This window comes from Algibacter ulvanivorans, from assembly GCF_048381495.1.
Taxonomy (GTDB): domain Bacteria; phylum Bacteroidota; class Bacteroidia; order Flavobacteriales; family Flavobacteriaceae; genus Algibacter_B; species Algibacter_B ulvanivorans.
In genome coordinates this window covers 654,365-673,600 of record NZ_JBLWGD010000001.1, presented here as the reverse complement: position 1 = coordinate 673,600, position 19,236 = coordinate 654,365, and the positions used below count along the sequence as shown (strand labels likewise).

16 protein-coding genes are annotated in these 19,236 nt (G+C 32.2%); 8 read left to right on the top strand and 8 right to left on the bottom strand.

Translation table 11 applies throughout. The annotated features are described in order from the left end of the window. Nucleotides 1-5 precede the first annotated feature (5 nt). The 5 genes from ACNG5D_RS03080 (at nucleotide 6) to rlmB (ending at nucleotide 7,337) form a co-directional block, all read left to right on the top strand. Complete coding sequence (locus ACNG5D_RS03080; protein ID WP_418182030.1) at nucleotides 6-1,442, top strand: SusD/RagB family nutrient-binding outer membrane lipoprotein; 1,437 nt, start codon at nucleotides 6-8, stop codon at nucleotides 1,440-1,442. Nucleotides 1,443-1,455: 13 nt separating this feature from the next. Then, a complete protein-coding gene (locus tag ACNG5D_RS03075) occupies nucleotides 1,456-2,259 on the top strand; it encodes a hypothetical protein (RefSeq protein ID WP_418182029.1) in 804 nt (267 codons plus the stop codon). A gap of 22 nt (nucleotides 2,260-2,281) precedes the next feature. Then, the gene (locus ACNG5D_RS03070) at nucleotides 2,282-3,154 is read left to right on the top strand and encodes a hypothetical protein (RefSeq protein WP_418182028.1); all 873 of its coding nucleotides are present in this window, start codon (nucleotides 2,282-2,284) and stop codon (nucleotides 3,152-3,154) included. Nucleotides 3,155-3,244: 90 nt separating this feature from the next. After that, nucleotides 3,245-6,460: a PA domain-containing protein gene (locus tag ACNG5D_RS03065; RefSeq protein ID WP_418182027.1), complete on the top strand. Its 3,216-nt coding sequence runs from the start codon at nucleotides 3,245-3,247 to the stop codon at nucleotides 6,458-6,460. Nucleotides 6,461-6,599: 139 nt separating this feature from the next. Then, on the top strand, nucleotides 6,600-7,337 hold the full coding sequence (gene rlmB, locus ACNG5D_RS03060) for a 23S rRNA (guanosine(2251)-2'-O)-methyltransferase RlmB (protein WP_418182026.1): 738 nt from the start codon (nucleotides 6,600-6,602) through the stop codon (nucleotides 7,335-7,337). A 16-nt stretch (nucleotides 7,338-7,353) separates the two neighbouring features. On the opposite strand, the gene ACNG5D_RS03055 is transcribed toward rlmB, so the two are convergent. After that, a complete protein-coding gene (locus tag ACNG5D_RS03055) occupies nucleotides 7,354-8,088 on the bottom strand; it encodes a rhomboid family intramembrane serine protease (RefSeq protein ID WP_418182025.1) in 735 nt (244 codons plus the stop codon). 225 nt (nucleotides 8,089-8,313) lie between these two features. Here ACNG5D_RS03055 and ACNG5D_RS03050 point away from each other — a divergent pair, with 225 nt between their 5' ends. Beyond that, the gene (locus tag ACNG5D_RS03050) at nucleotides 8,314-9,597 is read left to right on the top strand and encodes a replication-associated recombination protein A (RefSeq protein ID WP_418182024.1); all 1,284 of its coding nucleotides are present in this window, start codon (nucleotides 8,314-8,316) and stop codon (nucleotides 9,595-9,597) included. A 142-nt stretch (nucleotides 9,598-9,739) separates the two neighbouring features. Here the strand turns inward: ACNG5D_RS03050 and ACNG5D_RS03045 are convergent, their stop codons facing one another. From ACNG5D_RS03045 to ACNG5D_RS03020, 6 genes are all read right to left on the bottom strand, one after another. Next, nucleotides 9,740-10,603, bottom strand: a complete 864-nt coding sequence (locus tag ACNG5D_RS03045; protein ID WP_418182023.1) for a hypothetical protein — start codon at nucleotides 10,601-10,603, stop codon at nucleotides 9,740-9,742. A 72-nt stretch (nucleotides 10,604-10,675) separates the two neighbouring features. Continuing rightward, a complete protein-coding gene (locus ACNG5D_RS03040) occupies nucleotides 10,676-11,365 on the bottom strand; it encodes a YjjG family noncanonical pyrimidine nucleotidase (RefSeq protein ID WP_418182022.1) in 690 nt (229 codons plus the stop codon). Then, entirely contained in the window at nucleotides 11,355-12,656 is a 1,302-nt protein-coding gene (locus ACNG5D_RS03035; RefSeq protein ID WP_418182021.1) for a polysaccharide deacetylase family protein, read from the bottom strand. The genes ACNG5D_RS03040 and ACNG5D_RS03035 overlap by 11 nt, the downstream gene beginning before the upstream one ends. After that, nucleotides 12,656-13,354 carry a RadC family protein gene (gene radC, locus ACNG5D_RS03030; RefSeq protein WP_418182020.1) on the bottom strand — a complete coding sequence of 233 codons (699 nt, stop codon included), beginning with the start codon at nucleotides 13,352-13,354 and terminating at the stop codon, nucleotides 12,656-12,658. Before radC ends, ACNG5D_RS03035 begins: the two co-directional genes overlap by 1 nt. 60 nt (nucleotides 13,355-13,414) lie before the next feature. Continuing rightward, entirely contained in the window at nucleotides 13,415-15,163 is a 1,749-nt protein-coding gene (locus ACNG5D_RS03025) for a PAS domain-containing hybrid sensor histidine kinase/response regulator (protein ID WP_418182019.1), read from the bottom strand. After that, nucleotides 15,157-16,284 carry an FIST signal transduction protein gene (locus tag ACNG5D_RS03020; protein WP_418182018.1) on the bottom strand — a complete coding sequence of 376 codons (1,128 nt, stop codon included), beginning with the start codon at nucleotides 16,282-16,284 and terminating at the stop codon, nucleotides 15,157-15,159. Before ACNG5D_RS03020 ends, ACNG5D_RS03025 begins: the two co-directional genes overlap by 7 nt. Nucleotides 16,285-16,478: 194 nt before the next feature. On the opposite strand from ACNG5D_RS03020, the gene ACNG5D_RS03015 reads away from it, so the two are divergent. Beyond that, nucleotides 16,479-17,078 carry an FMN-binding negative transcriptional regulator gene (locus tag ACNG5D_RS03015; protein WP_418182017.1) on the top strand — a complete coding sequence of 200 codons (600 nt, stop codon included), beginning with the start codon at nucleotides 16,479-16,481 and terminating at the stop codon, nucleotides 17,076-17,078. Between the two features lie 71 nt (nucleotides 17,079-17,149). Further along, entirely contained in the window at nucleotides 17,150-17,746 is a 597-nt protein-coding gene (locus ACNG5D_RS03010; protein WP_418182016.1) for a hypothetical protein, read from the top strand. Between the two features lie 19 nt (nucleotides 17,747-17,765). On the opposite strand, the gene ACNG5D_RS03005 is transcribed toward ACNG5D_RS03010, so the two are convergent. After that, entirely contained in the window at nucleotides 17,766-19,121 is a 1,356-nt protein-coding gene (locus ACNG5D_RS03005; RefSeq protein ID WP_418182015.1) for a UDP-N-acetylmuramate--L-alanine ligase, read from the bottom strand. Nucleotides 19,122-19,236: the final 115 nt, after the last annotated feature.

The window sequence follows — 19,236 nt, the reverse complement described above, 5'->3', positions numbered from 1 at the left end:
AGAAAATGAAAAAACTTAAATATTTAATATTACTTATTGCTTTAAGTCCAGTATTCATGATTACTGGTTGCGATAGCGGATTTGACGAAGTCAACTCAAATCCAAACGATCCAAGTGAAGTTCCTGCAGAGTTATTATTAGCTGGTGTTATTAGAGGTACTGGTAATACTGTTGGTAGTGCTTTTAACGGTGGTGAAACAGGTTCTTGTTGGGTACAACACCTAGGAAAACCAGTTTACAACACAAATGAACTTTATATTCCTAGACAAACAACTATTGATGGGGTTTGGCAAAACTTATACAATGTAGTAGCTAAAGATGCTGCTATTATGGAAGAGTTAGCAAATGCTCAAGGTAACAACAACTTAGAAGGTGTTGCAATAGTTTTAAAAGCAAATGCTTTTCATATACTAACAGATTTATATGGTAACATTCCTATGTCTGAAGCTTTACAAGGTGATGCCGGAATTATTACTCCAGTTTATGATGATAGCCAAACTGTAGTATACCCTGCAATATTAGAGATGTTAGACAAAGCAATTGGGCTTTTAAACGGAAATGGTTCTATTGATGCTAGTCAAGATTTAATGTACGGTGGAGACTGGACATTATGGAAGAAATATGCAGCATCTTTAAAATTCAAAGTATTAATGCGTGCTGCTTCAGGTGGATATAATGCTTCTGGAGAGTTAACTGCATTAGTAAACTCAGGAAACTTATTTGCAGGTAACGATGATGAAGCTAAACTAGTTTACTTATCAGCTGCACCAAACGCAAACCCTTTCTTCGAAGCTTTAGTTGATGGTGGTCGTGATACAGAATGGTGTATGGGAGAAGAGTTAGTTAACTATATGTCAGACTCAAATGACCCTAGATTACCTGTATACGCTCAAGAAGTTGGTGGAGATGGTTCTGGTGGTGGCTATGTTGGTAAACCAGCAGGTATTAGAGCCATTGGTGATTCTTTCTATGGTGATTCTAACAATGTATCTTTAATAGGAACAAAATATTTAGAAGCAGAACAACCTTTTTACTTTATGACTTATGCGCACTTAAGCTTATTAATGGCTGAAGCTGCAGAAAAAGGTTATATTGGTGGTAGTGCTGCTGATTACTTTAACAAAGGTGTTGCAGCTTCTGTAGCAAATAATGGAGTTGGTGGATTCCCAGCAATTTCTTACGCTGGTGGCGCTACTGGTTTAACTCAAATTGGAGAACAAATATGGGTAGCTCTATATATGCAAGGTCTTGAATCTTGGGCAGAATGGAGACGTACTGGTATCCCTGCTTTACCTTTAGCTATTGATGCTGTTGAATCTAGTATTCCTTCTAGATACAACTATCCACTATCGCAACAGTCTTTAAATAATGAAAATTATACATCAGCTGTTTCAGCTCAAGGTACGGACAATTTAACTACACCACTTTGGTGGCAAAATTAAAAAAAAGAAAAAGATGAAAAATTTAAGAAAATTATTTTTAGCAACAGCGGCTTTGCTAGCGTTTGTTGCTTGCGAAACGGATGCGGATACCGTAGCCGAGATTAAAGATGAAGCTGGTCTTTTAGTAAGTGTTTCTGCTACATCTAATAGCTCTATTTTAGGTAACCCTGCTCCTGGAGTTGATTTAGAAGATGCAGAAGTAACTGTAACTAATGCTTACCTAAACATGACAGTTAGTAAAACGGCTGGATCTATTAATCAATTAGAAAAAATTGAAATCGTAAAGTCTTTTAACGGTGGAGAAGAAATCTCTCTTGGAGAAAGTACTTCATTACCTTATACTCTTGAAGTATCATCTCTTGATGATTTATTAGCTGGTACTGGTGTTGCTGCTAATGCTTTAAGAATTGGAGACGTTTTAAACTTTAGAACTAAAGTTTATAAAACAGATGGTAGCGTATACTACTTTAATTCTTCAATGGGTGATTACTCTTTAGTAATTAACTGTGCATCAGATTTAGCTGGTTCTTATACTGTAAACTATACAAGTGGCCCAGCTATTTATAACGTTACTGAGGTTTCTCCTGGTAAATATGAAAGTGATCAAATGCTTGGATGGCCAACTTCTGGTTACTGGGTTAGATTTACTGATACTTGTGGAGTAATATCATTCGATATTAACGAATGGAGATTCTCTGGAGGTAACCCTGTTTCAGGAACTGGTTATGTAGATGCCGATGGAAATTTAGTATGGACTTCAGTAAGTGTTGCTGGTACAGGGCTTCAAGGAGGTGCATATACCATGTTTAAAAACTAATTAAAAATAGACTTTTATAATTATGAAAAATATAATAAATAAAATTGGGGTATTTGCTCTATCTTGTTTAGCATTTACTTCTTGTGATTCTGATGATAACACAGGAGATTCAATACTTAACTATTCTCCAGCAACAGTAACTTTATCATCATCTTCACCTACAACATTTGCTGAAAGCGGAATTAATGCTGATGTTGCAAGTACTTATCAAATCGAAATTACAGCTACCTTAGCAGAAGCGCAACCTGTTGACGCTGTAATAGATTTAGTTCAATCTGGAGGTTCTGCTGATGCAGGCGATTTTGAAGCTCATACTATTACTATTCCTGCCGGTTCTTTAACTAGCTCTGCGACTGTAGATATCTTACAAACAGGTGAAATAGAAGGGACTGAGACTTTAGAAATTTCTGGTAAGTCTAGAGCTAATTTTGACATTGCTCCATACACTTTCTCTGCTACTATTTCAGATGATTATGTAACAGATTTCTTAGATATTGAGTTAAACTGGGATGGAGAAGTTACCATTGATGAAGACAATGTAACTGCAACTTATAACTTATGTGCAATGGATTTTGATATTTTAATTTACGATGCTTCATTCGCAGATACTGGTATTTATGATGGTGCTACAGGAGCATGTCCAGAACATGTATCTTTTGGTAGTGGTATGCCAGATGGAGACTACATAATCGTTGTAGATTTATATGGTAACGACTTAAGTGGTTTAGAATTAGGAGAAACAGTTGCTGTAAACCTAAACTACAGTCAAGATAACTTTGACAATAGTGGAACTATAACAAATACTAGCGACTACACAACAGATTCTGCTGGAGGGACTATTGCAATTGCAACAGTAACAAAAAGTGGATATAACTATACTGTAGCTCCTTTCTAATTTGAGGTATATTTATTCTAATAAATATTATTATTAAAACAAAACACCTCTGTTATTTATTTTCAGAGGTGTTTTTAATTTTTAAAAACTATGAAAAAAACTATTCTTTCTGTTTTAGTAGTTGCTTTTGGAGTTTATTTAGTCTATAATTTAAATTCTGAAGAATCTAACTTGACTGATATAAGCAAAACAAAAGAACTACATAAACAAAATTTAAAAAAACATCCTTTTACTGAAACTTTAAAGCTTTCAAAAAAAGAACGTAAACAATTAGGAATTCCTCCTAATAAATATAACGAAGAGCAATGGGTTTTAACCATGAACCCGGAACTTGGTAGGCCTACTCCTAATAAAGTTGCTGAACTTCAAAAAGAATTACTAAATACTAAATTTGCTTCTCGTACTCCAGGTGATAAAGCCGATAATTTATGGATAGACAGAGGACCCAACAATGTTGGAGGAAGAACTAGAGCTATCATGTTCGATCCAAATGACGCTGGTGACAATACAGTTTTTGCTGGTGGTGTAGCTGGTGGTTTATGGAAAAACACAAATATTAGCAGTCCAAATTCAGAATGGGTAAGAGTTGGTATTCCAGAAAACTTAGCTGTTTCTTGTATTACTTACGACCCAAACAATACCAATATCTTTTATGTTGGTACAGGAGAATCTTACGTTGGGCATACTGATGGTTCGGTAAATGGAGATGGTATTTGGAAATCTACAGATGGCGGTAACACATGGTCTAACATTTTTGGAGGAAATACCGGAGTTAGTTATTTTGTTTCGGCTTCAAATATAACAGTAAACAGTCCTGCTGGTATTGCTGGTAATTACGAATCTTTCCCTACAGATAATTTTGGGTCTGAAATTACAACTGTTATTACAGCTGATCTTATTTTGGCAAATGACTCAACTGGAGAACCTACAGAAGGATGTAATGCTTTTGGAGCAGATGCAACTGGTAAAATAGCAGTTATTAGAAGAGGAGATTGTTCTTTTGTTCAAAAAGTTAAACATGCACAAGATGCTGGTGCTATTGGTGTTATTATGCTAAACAATGTTTCTGGAGAACCTATCCCAATGGGAGGCGAAGATGCAACAATTACTATTCCTGCTGTAATGATTACTAAAGAAAATGGTGATATTTTAGAAGCTGCTTTAGGCTCTGGAACTGTGAATGCTTCATTAAACCCAGCTTCTGGTAACTTTACAGCTACCGTAGTGCCAGGTATACAACATATAAACGATATAAGAGTTAGAGATAATGGTGGCACTTCAGAGGTTTTTGTAGCCGCTGCTGATGCTTTATATGGTTCTTCAAATGCAGCTACAACAGTTGGAGGTCTTTCTTATGGCTTATACAAATCTTCTGATGCTGGTGCTAACTGGACTGAAATTGCACTTCCATTAACTGAAAACGGCAACAAACATTGTCCAAATGATATTGAAATTGGAACTGATGGTAGAGTTTGGGTAGCTACTACAAGAAGTAAATTATTTAATGATGGTGGTGGTATGATATTTAACTCTAATGATGGTATTAATTTCGATCAACCTTTAGATGTTGCTAATGGCACTTATCCATCTTACCAAGTTACTGATGGAGGAAGAACTCAAATAGCTATATCTTCAGATCCTGCTAACCCTCGTAAATTATATGTTCTTTCTGAACTTACAACTGGAGGTGTTGTTATAGAAAGAACAACTAATGCCTTTCATCCAACATTTTTAGTACAAACTAAAGCATTACCAAATGATGCGGATACTGGAATTACAGCTGCAGATTTTACTCGTGGTCAAGCATTCTATGACTTACAATTAGATGTAAGTCCTGCAAATGATGAAGTTGTTTTTACAGGTGGTATCGATTTATTTAAAACCACTAATGGTGCTACAGCTTGGAATCAAATATCACATTGGTATGGTGGATTTGGGTTTCAAGAAGTACACTCAGACCAGCATATAGCTGCTTTTGGGCATAATGACGCTAATAAAGTAATATTTGGTAATGATGGTGGTGTATACTATTCTGCAGATGGTGGAGTAACAACAGAATCTAGAAATGTAGGTTATAATACGGCACAATATTATACAGTAGCTGTAGGACCAACTACTGCTTTCCCTTCTGGCGATCATTTTGCTGGCGGCTTACAAGATAACGGTACGCAATTAACAGAAAATGGTGATCCAGCTGGAGATTCTAATGCCACAGAAATTGCTGGTGGTGATGGTGCTTATACATTTTTCGATCAAGATGGTACCGATAGATATGTAATTTCTAATTACGTATATAATGATGCTATAACACTACATAACTTTGATGGTGCTAACGTTACAATTAATAGTGAAGATTTAAGTAATGGTGCATTTATTAATCCAGGTGCTCTAGATTCAAACTTAGATATCTTGTATACAAATTACTCTGCAGGAGGAAACTATATTGTAAAAAGATATGCAGGTATTAAAAGTGCTGGTACTTTAACTAAAACAGACTTAACAAGTGCAGAGTTAACAACCACACCAACAGCTTTTACAGTGTCAACACATACTACAACATCTTCTACACTTCTTGTAGGAACTGTTTTAGGCGATGTTTTATTAGTTGAAAATGCAGATAGTGCTAGCCCAACTTGGACGAATTTAGATGGTAACAAACTTGTTGGTAGTGTTTCTGACTTAGAATTTGGACAAACTGAAAATGATATTTTTGTAACTATGCACAATTATGGTGTAAACAATGTTTGGTATTCTAATGATAAAGGTGCTACTTGGCAAGCTAAAGATGGTAACTTACCAGATTTACCTGTTAAAACCATTTTACAAAATCCTTTAAATTTAGAAGAAGTTATTATTGGAACAGAACTTGGTGTTTGGTACACAAACAATTTCTCTGATGCTAACCCTACTTGGAACACATCATACAACGGAATGAGTAATGTAAAGGTATTAGACTTAGATTTAAGAGATGATAACATGGTATTTGCTGCCACTCATGGTCGAGGTGTTTTCTCTGGACCATTTACTGCTGCTCCTTTAAGTACTGCCGATAATGTATTCTCTAATTCTAATTTAAGAATATACCCTACGGTATCTAACGGAAATGTAAATATAGTTTCTAAAGATTATATTGAAAATGCTAAACTAAGTGTTTATAGTATTTCTGGGAAAAGAGTATATTCTAGTAATTTAAATTTATCTAAAACTGAAAGTAAATTAAACTTAACCGGTTTACAATCTGGATTATATTTAATGAAGTTTTCTAAAGATAACATAGAAACAACTCATAAAATAATGATAAAGTAATTTACCATTAAATATTCTAAAAAGCCATCTAAAATTATTTTAGATGGCTTTTATATTTATAATAACTTGTAAATAGATATAATTAATAAATTAAGCCAATTATAATTTAATTACTATTGCTTTTTATACCTTTACAGGCATGGAAAACCAAACACAAATATTCGGGATAAGAGCCATAATTGAAGCTATAAATGCGGGCGAAACTATTGATAAAGTTTTCTTACAAAAAGGTGAAAGAGGTGAGTTATTTGCTGAGTTAGAGTCTTTATTGAATAAAAAATCAATAAACAAATCTTACGTTCCTGTTGAAAAACTTAACAGATTAACAAAAAAAAACCACCAAGGTGCGGTTGCTCAAATTTCGCCAATCGAATTTCATGACATGGAAACTTTAGTTTTAAATGTATTAGAATCTGGAAAAACACCATTATTCTTACTTTTAGACCAACTAAGCGATGTTAGAAATTTTGGTGCCATTATTAGAACTGCCGAATGTACAGGTGTAAATGGTATAATTATTCAGAAAAAAGGTGGCGCTCCTGTAAATGGCGATACTATTAAAACTAGTGCAGGTGCGGTATTTAAAATTCCTATTTGTAAAGTAGACCATATTAAGGATGCTGTGTTTTATATGCAAGCTTCGGGTATAAAAGTTATTGCAGCAACCGAAAAAACAAATAATACTTTATACGATGTTTCGTTTACAGAACCATGCGCTATAATTATGGGTTCTGAAGGCAGAGGTATTAACCCTTCTACTTTAAAGGTTGTTAATGCGAAAGCCAAACTGCCTTTACTTGGCGATATTGAATCCTTAAATGTATCGGTGGCTTGTGGTGCGTTTTTATATGAAGCTGTAAGGCAGCGTTTAAAGTAACAACAATTTATTTTAATTACTCTTTCTTATTACTTTCCTTTTTAAAATGGTAATTAATTTGGGGTTGCTCTACCTCTATTTCTGGTTCATTAAACTCAATAAAATTTCCGTTCTCATCAAAATGCTTTAAAAAAGGGTCGTTATCTTCGTTGTAATTTTCCTGTTCCCAAACATATTTTTTGGGTTTTGCTATTTCTTTTCTAAAAACTAAAGCAAATAATAACCCTGTAATTAAACCAGCCATGTGCCCTTCCCAAGAAATGCCTTTTTCTATGGGCAATGTATACCAAATCATGCTACCATATAAAAATATTACAAGAAGCGATAAGGCAATTAATCTGTAATGTTTGGCAAAAACCCCTTTAAAAAAGGTAAAACTTACTAAAACATAAATAAGTCCGCTTGCTCCTATATGATAAGATGGCCTACCTATACACCAAGTAAAGAAACCAGATAATAAAATACCAAAAAATAAAACTTTCCATGCTATGTGCCTATAAAAATAAAACAAGGCCGTAGATAGCACGAATAACGGTACCGTATTATGGTAAATGTGTTTTATATCGCCATGAATAAATGGGCTTAAAAAAACACCTCGTAAACCTTTAAACGTTTGCGGATAAACACCATATTTACTAAAATTGTAGCCAAAACGGACTTCAAACCAAAATACTAACCAGATTATTAGCACAAAACATACAGGATAAGCAAGTACTCCTGTTGTAAATTTAAAATGTTCTTTATTATTCATTATTTTAAAGATAGCAAATAGTTATCCAATGTTATACGCAATGCTAAATTGGCAGTTAATGGGTTGCGTGAGGGATTGAACGGCTTGTTTGAAATCCTTTTTGCTTTTTTGCAAAAAGATTGAGTAGTGAAAGCCCGACCCTTTTCGGGGCACGCCAAAATAATAGCTATCATTTAAGGCATAGTAGTAATGATAAATGTAATTTTTTAATTTAATTTTGTGTTTATGAATGTAAACGAGCCACTTGCAGAACGATTAAGACCAAAAACGTTAAAAGACTACGTGAGTCAATCTCATTTGGTAGGCAAAGACGGATCGTTAACCCAACATATTAAACAAGGCCTTATACCTTCTATGATTTTTTGGGGACCTCCTGGAACGGGCAAAACAACTTTAGCCAATATAATTGCAACTGAATCTGGCCGGCCTTTTTATACCTTAAGTGCTATAAATTCTGGTGTTAAAGATATTAGAGACGTTATAGATAAGGCCAAACAAAGCGGTGGTTTATTTACTACTAAAAACCCTATTTTATTTATTGACGAGATACATAGATTTAGCAAATCGCAACAAGATTCGCTATTACAGGCCGTTGAAAAAGGTTGGATTACCCTTATTGGAGCAACTACAGAAAACCCTAGTTTCGAGGTTATTTCGGCTTTATTATCGCGTTGCCAAGTTTATATTTTAAATGCTTTTGATAAAACCGATTTAGAAACACTTTTAGAGCGTGCCATTAAAAAAGACTCACACCTTTCTAAAAAAAATATTGTTTTAAAAGAAACCCATGCACTTTTAAGGTTATCTGGTGGCGATGCTAGAAAACTACTTAATGTTTTTGAGCTTCTAGTTAACTCTTTTAATACTGATGATATTGAAATTACCGACGCCATTGTATTAGAAAAAATACAGAACAATACGGTACGTTACGATAAAACTGGCGAACAGCATTACGATATAATTTCGGCTTTTATAAAATCCATTCGAGGTAGCGACCCCAACGGTGCCGTTTATTGGCTAGCAAGAATGATTGAAGGCGGCGAAGATGTAAAATTTATAGCACGGCGTTTACTTATTTCGGCTAGCGAAGATATTGGCAATGCAAACCCAACTGCGCTAGTTATTGCAAACAACACCTTTCAAGCGGTAAGTACAATTGGCTACCCAGAGTCTCGTATAATTTTAAGCCAATGTGCTACATATTTAGCCTGTTCTCCAAAAAGTAACGCTGCGTATATGGCCATTGGTAAGGCCCAACAATTGGTAAAACAAACTGGCGACTTAAGTGTGCCTTTAGAAATAAGAAATGCGCCAACCAAACTTATGAAAGAGCTAGGTTATGGCAATAACTATAAATACGCCCACAACTACGCAAATAATTTTGCACCTCAAGAATTCTTACCAGACGAGATAAAAAACGAAAAACTATACGACCCCGGAAACAATGCTAGAGAAAACGCACATCGCGAATTTTTAAAACAACGTTGGAAAGATAAATACAACTACTAAACTTAGCTATTTAATAACTTGGGCGTTACCACAAGGGTCGGGCTTTCGGTGGTCGCTTTTTTGTGTTGCATAGGTGCAACAACACAAAAAGAGCTCCAACAAACACCTTAATCCCTAACGCAAAACACGTTTTTATTTAACTTTAAAACTTAATATTTAAAACATCCTGCTGTAAAATACCACTAGCATAATACTCGATAACCCAATCGTTATCTTTTTTATAAATTATAGCGTTTTTGCTTTCAACAAGATACACGTCCTTTAAGTTTGTCTTTTTTATTTTATAAACCACTTTAGGCGAACTATCTACTAACTGAAAACCATGAGTTATAGCTTGAGCATACAGTACATTAGTATCGCCTTGAATTACTGTAGCAGCTGTAGGTATGGCTTTCTCGATAGCTTTTGGCTGTGTAGTAGTAACCTCCGGTTTAGGCGTTTCTTTTATAGTAACCTCGGTTTCTTTTTCTTTTTTTAAATCTTGTATTTCTTTTTTTAATTGTTCAATTTCGGCAGAAACCTCTGGTTTAACCTGAGCCTGACCATTACCAATTGAAGTTATATCTGTATTTGGTTTATAATTATAATTTAGTGCTTCAATAGATTTAAAAGCATCGCGTAACGCTAAATTATAAGCCGTTTTATATTCTTTCTCTCTACTCTCCCCTTCTGCCGTTGTATAAATAACTCTATCATTACAATCTTTAAGTTCTACAGTAAGTTTCGTTTTAAACATGCCAGACCCTTTTAATACATTAGATTTTAAAGACAAGCACCTATTCGATAATAAATCTTCAGGATATTCTGTTCCTTCCATAACAGCTATAAAACCGTGTTTATTAAACAAAAACTCGGCTAAAGAGTTTAGTTGATACTGGTCTTTATTTTTTAAAAAATCGAATTTTTCTGGTACAATTACATACTTATAATTATTAATACTAGTTTGCGCAAATACAGAAGTCGTTATAAAACAGGTTATTGCTATATAAAGAAACTTAACTTTCATGTTTTTAAATTTATTATTCTATTTGTAAATATACGATTTGGGATGTTAAATAGATACTTGATGTTATAAAACTTATAGATACTTTTTTAATTGTATTAAGTTATTTATTTTTTTAATATTAGTATTTACAGTTGTGTTGTGTTGATCGAAAAACACAACTTCCATCCCCATATTTTTAGCTCCCAAAATATCTGCCTCGTAACTATCGCCTATCATTACACTATTATTTGCATGGGCATTAGCTAAATTTAAAGCAAAATTAAATATTTTGGGGTTAGGCTTTTTTACTCCAGCAATTTCAGAGTTGGTAACTGTTTTAAAATAATGGTCAATTTTAGAATGGCTCATTTTTTTGTATTGCACCTCATCAAAACCATTTGTTATAATGTGCAAATTATAATTTATGCTTAAATAATCTAAAATTTCAAAAGTATTTTCAAATACATGATTAAATGTGCTTAAATGTGTAATATAATCGTCAGCTAGTTTATGTATTAATGCGTTATTAACTTGGTAGTTAATGGCTTTAAATGCTTCATTTAACCTTTCAAAACGCAATATTTCTTTTTCTATTTTTTCTTCTCTAAAAAGCTTCCAGTATTTTAAATTTATGGGTATATATTGAATTAAAAAATCGTCAACACTCGTTTTTATTGCATTGATTTCGAATATTTTTTTGAATGTTAATGCAGAGTTTTTTTCAAAATCCCAAAGGGTATGATCTAAATCAAAAAACACATCTGTAATGCCTTTAAGCTTCATTTGGCGAATCTAAAATTAAATTAAACAAATCTTTAAAACCTTTCCATCTTCTTGAATCGCTAAAGGTATAATTATGAAAAACTGGAACAAACTCTCCTTCAACTTGTTTTATTTCATTAATTATTTCATTTAAAACTTTCTTCTTATCAAGTAAAGATTTATATTTTAATAGTGTAAAATCCATTAATTGATAAGGTACTATTTTTAGTGGTGTTTGCACTTCATAATCTAAATCGTAAAATAGAAAAGGCGTACAAGAACCTGCTCTAAAACCTATGCGATTTACATATCCCATGGTATAATCTTCTTGAATTTCTAGGGCTATTAAATTCCTGTAGGTTTCAGGCAAATTAAGCTTAGAAAACGATTGCCTAGAGGCTTGTAGGTTGGTATTTAAAATATCTTCCATTCTTTGTTTTTCCTTTTTTAAAAGTTGCTCATCCTCTAGTGCAAAATAGGATATTTTTAAGCCTACTTTACAATAATCTCCAACATGTTTAATAAGCGAAACAAATTTCTTTTTATTAGGGTTAATTCCCTTATCGTAAGTAGAATAATCGCCAATTAAAAAAAAGAAAAGAAACTTAAATGCAGATGTTTTTTGCCTGTTTATTATATACTTAAAAGTATCATAAGGGTCATGTCTAAACCCTAAAAGCACAGCAAATCTTGTATATAGACTTTTAAGCCTAAAACGCGCCAAATCTTTAAGTGTGCCTCCTAAGGTTCGCATAATACCTTTTAATTTGTAATGGTAAGCGCTTGGCACATCTATTATTGGTTTTATTTTATAGTTTCTTTTAGGAAACTCAAATTCGGGAAACTGTTTTTGTAAAGCATTTTTAAATTTATACGCCCAAATATCTACCACGGGTTGGTGTAAAAAACCTTCCTTATAAGCCAAGCTTTCGGTAGCTGTAAAACGTCCGTATTCGTCTTTTACATGTGGTAAATACTCTTCGTATCTGGATAATAAATAAAAAGACGCCGAAAAAATATCAAACGGTAGGGCACTCTTTTCACCTAAGTAAAAAAAGCATTTGGTGTTTTCCCAATCATGAATATTAATGTCTATATCATTAAGTCCTTGTTCAAATAAAATATCGTGACTTTTAATAAAAAATTCGCTACCTAATTGTTGCTTAGTGTAAGACATTTTTAAGCTATCATGGGCAATAAATTCTTCTATTTTAGTAGTAAAACCAACTTTTACATCTAAAATACGAGCACAAATATGCTTAAAAACATATTTTAATCTGGGCGATATTTTATGAGTATAAACTAAGAGCATTAAAGTAAGGTTTCATCAGCAAAACTAAAATATGATTTTTCTGTTATTATAACATGGTCTAGTACTTTAATATCTAAACTCTGGGCTGCTATTTTTAATTTTTGAGTAATTTGCTTATCGGCCTGACTAGGCTTTAATGTTCCTGATGGATGGTTATGTACCAATATTAAACCTACCGCGCCAACTTCTAGGGCATTTTTAAGTACCAATCTTACATCTACCAAAGTACCTGTAATTCCTCCTTTACTTAATTGGTTTTTTTGTAGTATTTTATTAGAGTTGTTTAAATATATAATCCAGAATTCTTCATGTTGTAATTCTCCAATTATAGGTTGCATTAGCTCAAAAACCGAAGTGCTTGAGGTAATTTTCTTTTTTTCGAGTGCTTCTTCTCCTCTACGTCGTCGTCCTAATTCTAAGGCTGCAATAATACTTATGGCTTTTGCTTCGCCAATGCCTTTAAATTTCATAAGTTGTTTAATGGATAGTTTTCCTAATGCGTTTAAATTGTTATTAGTACTTGCTAATATGCGTTTGCATAAATCGACTGCGCTTTCTTCTCGGTTTCCAGAACCTATTAAAATAGCTACTAACTCTGCATCACTTAAAGTTGATTTGCCTTTATGTAGTAACTTTTCTCGTGGCTGATCATCTTGACTCCAGTTTTTTATTGAAAATGATGCTGGTTTTTCTTGCATTGGTTAAAGATAAATATAGAATATTTTAGAAACAATAAAATTGTTTTTAATTTATCTTTATTACCCCACTCGTGTTTTAATATTTTGGGTTGAGTAAAAATTAAGTAACGTATACAGTTTTTCTGGATTAAATGGTTTACCCATAAAACCATTCATGTTGTATCGTTTTGTTTTTTCTTTAATATCGGTTTGGGCAAATGCTGTTAATGCTATTATTGGAATATTAGCTTTTAACGTATCTGGAAGTTTTCTAATAGCTTTTGTGGTTTGGTAGCCATCTAAAATTGGCATTTGTATATCCATTAAAACCAAATCGAAATTAAAATTCGTGCTTTTAAAATACTCTAAAACCTCTTCGCCATTTTGTGCTACTTTAAAGCTTACGTTCCACTTGGCAAAAAATCTTTTTAAAATAAGCACATTCATTTTATTGTCTTCTGCTACTAAAACGTTTAGGCTTAAAGGTTTGTAATTGGGTTGCATTTTAACCATTTTAGGTTCGTACAAGTTAAGCCTATTACTTACTTTATATTTTATTTTAAACGAAAATGTAGCACCTTCTCCTAATTGGCTTTTTACTTTTAAATCGCTATTTTGAAGTTTTAATAGTTTTTTGCTAATAGACAAACCAAGTCCAGTACCACCATATTTTACAGATGTATCTTGATTAGCCTGCATAAAGCTTTTAAAAATAGTTTTTTGCCTTGTAGGAGATATACCTATTCCGGTATCTTTTACTTTAAACCTTAGTGTAATTTTATTATTACTTATACCTAAACTTTTTACACTAATAATTATGCTTCCTTTTTCGGTAAATTTTAAAGCATTACTAAGTAGGTTTTTTACAATTTGTGTAAGTTTTAGTTTGTCTCCAATAATATTTTCTGGAATATCATTTTCTTTAATAACTTTAAAAATTATGCCTTTACTTTCGGCTCTTAATTGAAAGTGAGATTTAATGTTTTCTAAAAAATAGTTTAGGCTAAAGTCTTTATCTACAACTTTTAATTTACCCGATTTAATTTTATCAAAATCTAACAAATCATTTATTAAGCCTAATAAATGTTCTCCTGAATATTTTAAGCCTTTAAGACTTTCTATCTGCTCTGGAAGATAATCTTCCATTAATAAAATATTTGTTAAGCCAGTAACGGCGTTTAATGGGGTTCTTATCTCATGAGACATTGTTGATAAAAACTCATCTTTTGATGCACTCGCTTTTTTTAATTTTAGTTCGGTTTCTTTTAAATCTGTTACATCTGTAATAATACCAATATACCCTAAAGGCTTGTTTTCTTCATTATTTATTAGTTTAGATTTTAGCTCAAACCATTTTAAATTACCGTCTATTTTGTGTTTAAAAATAAACTCTATTCGTTTCTGCTTTTTTGTAAATAAATTGTACCTATTTTCATGTCCAATAATATTTTCGCCTGCTATAAAATTTATAAAACTTTTACCAATGGCTTTTTCAACAGGGTATCCAGAGTATTTTTCCCAAGCATTATTTAAAAATGTAAAATTACCATCAAGATCTGTCTCAAAAATAACACCGCCTACATTATCAACTATATTCTTTAGTTTTATTTTTGTAGAATCTCTTTCGCTTATTAATTCTTGATTTGCTAAAAACAACTCTTTAGAGCTTTGTTCTAGAATATTTTCTATGTGATAAATATCCTTATCAAAACTTTTATAAGCTTCGTTTACTGAGTTTAAAAATGCAGTAAACTTAGGGTTGTTAAGCGTATCTAAATCTGCTTTTTTAAGCTGGCGCTTTAATAGTCTATGTAAGTTATTGTTTAACATTCTGATAATGTTGTTATGGTCATGGTTTGGTTATGTAACTCGCAAGGTGAAAACTCACCAAATGGTGCTATTTCCCCGTACGAGTAAAAACCAGTTATAGATGGTTTTTCTCCTATAACATCTCTTACTACCTCTACCTCCTCTTCTACCAGTTGTTTTAAAACTAATCTTCTACCTACACAACTAATAAGTAATGCTAACTCTGACGAGTTTTTTAAATCTTTATTTGCAGAAATTGCAGAGTTTTCTGCTCCGCTAATTAACCTGTCTATATTTGCTTTCATTAGCCTTACATAAGAGTCTTGAGGTATATTTCCTGCAAAGGTTAAGCTTTGATCTTCTTCGTTTATTGCTAAAATGGTTCTTACTAACGGCGTTGCATTTTCGCTATTTCTCATACTTAAAGGAAACAGTAAGCCAGAGCTTGGCAAATCGTTTGCATGTTCACCTAAAAATGATTTATAAATTTTTAATGCTGGCAAACCATCTAGCTCATAAAGTATATTTTTATCAGATTTTGTTACTAATCTTTCTATTCCAAAACTATCCCAGCCGCCTTTAGAACTAAAACCTACTTTTAATTTTTCTCCATAAAAACCTAAACCTACAATAGTTTTATCAACTATTTTATTGTTATTAATTACAAATGTTTTATTAAAATCTGCTCCATCGGCGGCCAACCCGCCTGTTATACTAACACTTGGTATTTTAGATTTTAAACCAGATACTAAATCGGCTCCATTAACATTTAAACCATCACTTAAAACAATAACATGCTTTAAATCATTATCATCCAATTTACTTGCTATTTCTTCACCAGCTTTATAACTACAATTCATATCTTTAATTTGAAAAGCTACCTTTTTTAAAGTTGTCGTTTCTAACTGAATTGCGGTTAATGAAATGGTATTGTCTTTTACAGTAACATCTGATATCTCGCCAGCTGTGGAACATCCAATAATTATAGAATCTGGATATTTTTTATTTACTGTATTTAAAACTTCATTTTTTAAATTAAATTTAGGTGAAACAAACAATAAAAATAAGTTAGCCTTAATGGTTACAGAATCTATACTGTGTTGCCAATTATTTTCTGTTATAGTTTTTTGTTGAACTTTCATTATGGTTTCATTTGGGAATCAAAAATATACATTTTGTCGGAAATATACAACATTTTGTCGGAAATAATATTTTATAATGTAGGGATTTACACATAATAATATTTTTTTAAATAAACTATTATTGTTGTAAATTTCAGATATTTTTATTCTAATATATTAACATTTTATTGTACAATTAAATTAACAAGACAGTTTTGAAATACCCTCCTAAACACCACCAAAACAACAACATAGACCATCTTATAGAAGTTATTAAATCGTACCCTTTAGCAACACTTGTTTCGGTTAAAAATAACGAACCTTTAATTACACATTTACCTTTAATTTACAATAAAGAAGGGAAGCTTATAGGACATATTGATATTTATAACCCACATGCCAAACTTTTAAATAACGATAATGATATTACTGTTATATTTTCCGGTCCGCAATGCTACATATCGCCAAGTATATATAGCACCAAACAATTACCAACTTGGAATTATATTAAAGTGCATTTAAAAGGCAAAGTAAAAGCGATTGAAAGCAAAGCAGCTTTAAAGCAATCGTTAATTACGATGACTGAGTTTTTAGAATCGCCAAAACACAAGTATGTTTTAGAACCAGACAATAAAAGCATGAACAATTACCTAGATTATATTAAAATGTTTGAAATAACTATTGATAGTTGGGAAGGAAAATTTAAACTCTCGCAAGACAAAAAACCTGAAGATATAGAAAATGCTAGAACAGAATTAATTAGAGCTAATAAAGAAAATATTGAAGCTTTTTTAGAGAAATGTTTTGAAACTTAATAAGTCGAATTAAGAGCCGAAAACTTATTATTTTTAGGCTTTTAAATAACCCAAAAAGTAGTTTATAACAAATGAATAAAGCCTTTATAATATTTATATTTATTTCTATTAATTCAATTTTTGGGCAAAACTCAGACAAAGAGGTTTATTACTATTTTGAAGATGAAAAAATTTCTAAATCTTATTTTGAAACACTTAACAAAGAAAAAATTTACACTAAAAAAATCGAAAATGATAGTATTATAATTCAGAATATTTATCTGCGTAAAAAAGTAAAAACACTTGATTCTGTTAAGCTCCAACAAGTAAAAATGCTTCTAACAAAAATTATAGGCTCAGACTATAGTCCAGAAATTAAGACTATGATTCATTTATATAGTAAGAATAATAAAAAAATATTTGAAGATACTAAACGTAAGCATTATTGGAGATGGATAAAAAGAAACTCCAAACGTTATCAATCTTTTTTAATAGCAACAAAAGATTTTGGAATTATAACTGATAAAAAAAATCATATTTATTCAGATGAATATAATTTATTAGAAAACTTATTTTTTAATAAATCTAATTTCAAAATAAATCATTTATTAATAAAACCAAATGGTACAGTCTATATATACTTTGGAATGAATGATATTAGCTCAGCATTAGATTGGTCTATTGATTAGCTATAACAACAAGAAATTATTATTTAATTAAGTTTTTCACAGCATCAAAATCCAACCCACCATAATTACCAGAACTCATAAGTAACAAGGCTTTATTATTAAAGTTTTGTGAGAACAGAAAATCTTTAAAATCGTCTGGATTGGTATAAATAATTAAATCGTCGCGTTGAAAGGCTTCTGCTATTTGCTCTTGGGTTACTTTTTCTAACTTTTTAATTTCTACAGCATGTGGCGAATAAAATACCACAGCTACATTGGCTGCATTAAGTGCGCCTTTATATTCTTTTAAAAACTCTGCGTTTAAACTACTATAAGTATGCAGTTCTAAACAAGCAACTAAGGTTTTGTTACTATATTGCTCTTTAACTGCTTTTGTTGTTGCTGCTACTTTACTTGGCGAATGTGCAAAGTCTTTATAAGCTACACTTGTTTTGCTTTCGGCTATTTTTTCTAAACGCTTACTGGCGCCTTTAAAGGTTGAAATGGCTTCGTAAAAATCGTCTTCGTCTATACCCATATGCTGGCATATCCATTTGGCTCCTGCAAGATTATTTAGGTTATGTTTACCAAAAATTTCTATTGGCAATTCGCCTTCTGATGTTTCTAGAAGTGTTTCTCCGTTTTGTACCTGGTATTCTGGAGTTTGGTATGGTATTTTTCTAATGGTGTTTTCGCTAGCATCGACTACACGCTTTAGTTCTAGGTCTTCTTCGTTATAGTTTATACTACCGCCACTAACTATAGAATCTACAAAAACACTAAACTGTTCTACATAATTCTTGTAGGTTGGAAACACGTTTATATGATCCCAAGCAATGCCACTTAGTAATGCTATATTGGGCTTATATAAATGAAATTTTGGCCGTCTATCTATGGGCGAGCTTAAATACTCGTCGCCTTCTAGTACTATAAAATCGTTATGCTCGGTAAGTTTTACCATAACATCGAAGCCTTCTAATTGTGCGCCAACCATATAATCTACTTCTTTTTCATGGTAATGCATGACATGCAAAATCATAGAGGTTATGGTTGTTTTTCCATGACTACCGCCTATTACTACGCGGGTTTTATGTTTAGATTGTTCGTATAAAAACTCTGGATAACTGTATATTTTAAGCCCTAGTTCTTGAGCTTTTAATAACTCTGGATTATCTGCTTTGGCATGCATACCTAACACAATAGCATTTAAGTTTTCTGTTATTTTTTCTGGAAACCACCCGAATGTTTCTGGTAATAATCCTTGTGCCTGCAATCTAGATTTTGAGGGTTCGAAAATAGTATCGTCGCTTCCTGTTACTTGGTATCCTTTATTGTGTAATGCAAGTGCTAAATTGTGCATTGCTGCTCCGCCAATGGCTATAAAATGTACATTCATATAACAAATATCTTGCTAGAATATTTGAATTCCAAATTATTATTAAATAACTTAAAAGGTTAAAATGGATTGCGTAATTTTTGCGTTAGGGATTGAACGGTGTGTTTGAGCTCGC